Below are 3649 nucleotides of genomic sequence, written 5' to 3'. Positions count from 1 at the left end.
GGGTGGGGGCGGGCGGTCTCGCCTACCTCGACTACGTTGCCGATGACAACTATTGCGGGGGCGCCTACTCCTTCGGCGCGCATGGCTTCGGCGATGCCGGCGAGGGTGGAGGTCACGCGGTGCTGGCTGGGGAGGGTGCCGTCGGCGATGGCTGCGGCGGGGGTGGTCGCTGGGCGGCCCGCGGCGATGAGGCGTTCGGTGATCGCGGGCAGGTTTTCCACGGCCATCAAGAGGACGAGGGTGCCGGACAGCTGAGCCAGGGCGTCCCAGTTGACGAGCGACTCGGGGTGCGACGGCGGTAGGTGACCCGACACGACCGTGAATTCGTGGGTGACACCTCGGTGGGTGACCGGGATACCCGCGACCGCGGGCACTGAGATGGAGCTGGTGATGCCGGGGACGACGGTCCAGGGGACGCCGGCTTCGGCGCAGGCCAGTCCTTCTTCGAAACCGCGGCCGAAGACGTAAGGGTCACCGCCCTTCAGGCGTACGACAACCTTCCCCGCGCGGCCGCGGTCGACCAGGATCCGGTTGATCTCCTCCTGCTGAGCCGCCCGGCCGCGCGGGAGTTTCGCCGCATCGAACAGCTCGACGTCAGGTGACAGCTCGTCCAGCAACTGTTGCGGAGCGAGCCGGTCGGCGACGACTACCTCGGCCTCGGCGAGCAGGCGGCGGCCGCGGACGGTGATCAGGTCCGGATCGCCCGGTCCCCCGCCGACCAGATAGACGCCAGGCCGTTTGCCGGCGGCATCGCGCGCTCCGAGTTCGCCCGTACGGAGTCCTTCGAGGATCGCGTCGCGGACTGCGGCCGAACGGCGATGATCGCCGCCGCCAAGCACGCCGATCGTGACGTTGTCGTGCTGGCCCGAGGCCGGGGTCCAGGCGGTTGCTCGGGAGCGGTCGTCGGAGCGGACGCAGAAGATCCGGCGCTCCTCGGCCTCGCGCGACACCTCGTCGTTGACGGCCGCGTCATCGGTGGCAACAACGACATACCAGGCGTTCTCAAGGTCGCCAGAGATGTAGCCGCGCTCGTGCCAGGTCAGCGACGGGTTGGCGAGCAACCCTTCGATGGTCGGGGTGATCACCGGCGAGATCAGATCGATGACCGCGCCGGACTCGAGCAGCCGCGGCAGCCGCCGCTGGGCGACGCCGCCACCGCCGACCACGACGACGCGGCGCCCGGTGAGGACGAGGCCGGAGAGGTATTGGTCGGTCACGAGTCGATCCCCGCAGACTCGAACGTCGCCATCTCACCGAGAGCCCGGACCGCGCAGGCCAGGATCGGGTAGGCGAGCACGGCTCCAGTGCCTTCACCGAGCCGGAGATCCAGATCGACGAGCGGGACCAGCCCGAGCGTCTTCAGCGCGACCGCATGACCAGGCTCGGCCGAGCGGTGACCGGCGACGCAGTACTCGATCGCGTGCGGCGCCAGCGCCTGGGCGACCAGCGCGGCCGCGCCCGCAATCACCCCGTCGAGAATGACCGGGACCCGGTTGGCTGCACCGCCGAGGATGTATCCGGCGAGCGCCGCGTGCTCAAGCCCGCCGAACGCCTGAAGCGCGCCGGTCGGATCAGAAGCCGGTACGGCGTGCCTGTCGAGCGCCGACTGCACAATCGCCGTCTTGTGGGCGAGCGTCGTGTCGTCGATGCCGGTCCCACGGCCGGTCACGACCTCCGCGGTCGATCCGGTGAAGGTGGCAATCAGCGCCGCCGAGGCGGTCGTATTCGCGATCCCCATGTCGCCGGTCAGCAGGCAGCGGTAGCCGTCCTTGACGAGGGTTTCGGCCAGATCGAAGCCGACGGTGATCGCGGCGCAGACCTCGTCGTACGTGAGCGCCGGCTCCACCGACAGGTCGCGGGTCCCCGAGCGAACCTTGGCGTGCACGATGTCGAGATCCTCGACCGGCCCGGCCACACCGACATCAACAACCCGTACGTCGACCCGGTTGTTCGCCGCGAACGCGTTCACCGCGGCACCACCGGCAGCGAAGTTCGCCAGCATCCCGGCGGTCACCTCCTGCGGCCACGGCGAGACACCCTGCGCATGCACGCCGTGGTCAGCCGCGAAAACGGTCACCACAGCCGGCGTCGGAACCGCCGGCGGGCAGACGCCCGTCATCCCGGCAACGCGGATGGAGAGCTCCTCCAGCACACCCAACGAGCCCGGCGGCTTGGTGAGCTGCCCTTGACGCTCCGCAGCCGCCCGCATCGCCACCTCGTCCGCGGGCGCAATCCGCGCCAGGTACTCCTCCACCGCAAACCCTCCAGTCACACGCTTCGGACTATCCGGTCCGATCTTCGCATCTCTGTCCCACCTCCCCGGGACAGGACGCCGTTCGGTGGACAGTAGTGTCGGATTCACCACACGTCTGAGCCCACGGAGGACCACAGATGTCGCTCGACCGTCCTGTCACCCCCGACCCGTACAAGCTGCTCCCCGAGGTGGGCAGCTTCACCCTCACCAGCACCGACGTGACCGAGGGTGAACAACTCCCCGACGCGCACGTGTTTGCCGCAGGCAACACCTCGCCGCAGCTCAGCTGGTCCGGCTTCGCCGCCGAGACCAGGGGTTTCGTCGTCACCTGCTTCGACCCTGACGCTCCGATCGTCTCCGGCTTCTGGCACTGGGTCCTGGTCAACCTTCCCGCCGACGTCACGTCGCTCGAGACGGGTGCCGGTACGACGGAGCGTCTCGCCAACGGCGCCTTCCACGTCCGCAACGACTTCGGCACCAAGAACTTCGGCGGCGCCGCACCGCCCGCCGGCGACCAGAACCACCGCTACTACTTCGTCGTCCACGCCATCGATGTCGAGGCCCTGGACGTCGACGACACCGCCACCCCCGCGGTGGTCGGCTTCAACCTCGCCTTCCACACGCTGGCGCGCGCGATCCTCACCCCGACGTACCAGACCGCCGAGTAAACGTCCGCTCGATCCATTCGACGCCCGCGTCCACCGTGGCGTGGGCCTCGAACAACCACGTCGGAGCCCGGCCGACTCGACCCTCCCGACCGGCTCCGGCCTTCACCGCCTGATCAGCCAGTACGGCGACCGGGTGCTCGATGCCATGGTCGTCGTACGGGAGTGAGCCGTAGAACGTGTCGAGCGTGCGGTAGTCCCGCCACTCGTCACCAACCGGCATCCGGTATTCGTGGAACCGCTTGCCCTCGACATCGGCGATCGCCTCGGCGTGGTGGCACAGCGTCAAGGTTTTGAGCGGTGCGCCGAGAAGCAGCACGCGCCCGTCGAGTTCGACCAGGCGGCCGAGCGGCCCGTCCGGCCCCCACGGATCGTCTGACTCAGTCAGCAGCTCAGCGGCTCGCGGTCCGACCGCGGCGAAGCTCACCTCAGGATGCCCGCTGCGTAAGGCGCCCGGCCAAGTCCGCAGCCGCTCCGGCCACCGCCCGAAGTCCCGCCGAGCCGACGACACCGCCGGATCGAACCCGGGCATCTCTTTGTATGCCTCTTGCCAAGCCTCCGGCCACAGCTTCACGTGATACGGGCTGTCATCCCACCCGCAGAACGCCATCAGCGTCCCCTCGGGCCCGAGGGCGTCCCGAAGCCCATGCACCACGGTGTCGATCCCGCCGACCACCCACCCCAGCGCCGACAACCGCACATGCACCATCAACACGTCGCCCGCCCGCAC

General features: G+C 69.3%; 4 protein-coding genes. 1 reads left to right on the top strand and 3 read right to left on the bottom strand.

The genetic code is table 11. The features are described 5' to 3' along the window. A partial coding sequence (cobA, locus tag E1263_RS42040) for a uroporphyrinogen-III C-methyltransferase (protein WP_132178019.1) occupies positions 1–1217 on the bottom strand: 1217 nt, incomplete at its 3' end. After that, entirely contained in the window at positions 1214–2254 is a 1041-nt protein-coding gene (gene cobT, locus E1263_RS42035; RefSeq protein ID WP_132178017.1) for a nicotinate-nucleotide--dimethylbenzimidazole phosphoribosyltransferase, read from the bottom strand. The genes cobA and cobT, both read right to left, overlap by 4 nt. Positions 2255–2391: 137 nt before the next feature. Here cobT and E1263_RS42030 point away from each other — a divergent pair, with 137 nt between their 5' ends. Continuing rightward, on the top strand, positions 2392–2922 hold the full coding sequence (locus tag E1263_RS42030) for a YbhB/YbcL family Raf kinase inhibitor-like protein (protein ID WP_132178015.1): 531 nt from the start codon (positions 2392–2394) through the stop codon (positions 2920–2922). On the opposite strand, the gene aac(3) is transcribed toward E1263_RS42030, so the two are convergent. Beyond that, positions 2894–3649, bottom strand: a 756-nt coding sequence (aac(3), locus tag E1263_RS42025; protein WP_132178013.1) for an aminoglycoside 3-N-acetyltransferase, incomplete at its 5' end; no start/stop codon positions are given. The two genes, E1263_RS42030 and aac(3), sit on opposite strands and share 29 nt — an antisense overlap.

The sequence above is a fragment of the Kribbella antibiotica genome, assembly GCF_004349055.1.
In the GTDB taxonomy this organism is placed as follows: domain Bacteria; phylum Actinomycetota; class Actinomycetes; order Propionibacteriales; family Kribbellaceae; genus Kribbella; species Kribbella antibiotica.
Note: the sequence above shows the minus strand (reverse complement) of the source record. Positions and strands in the feature narration are given on the sequence as shown.

Excerpts from the sequence above, each read along its gene's own strand:
- E1263_RS42030 (WP_132178015.1), top strand. The coding sequence starts at position 2,392 with ATGTCGCTCGACCGTCCTGTCACCCCCGACCCGTACAAGCTGCTCCCC.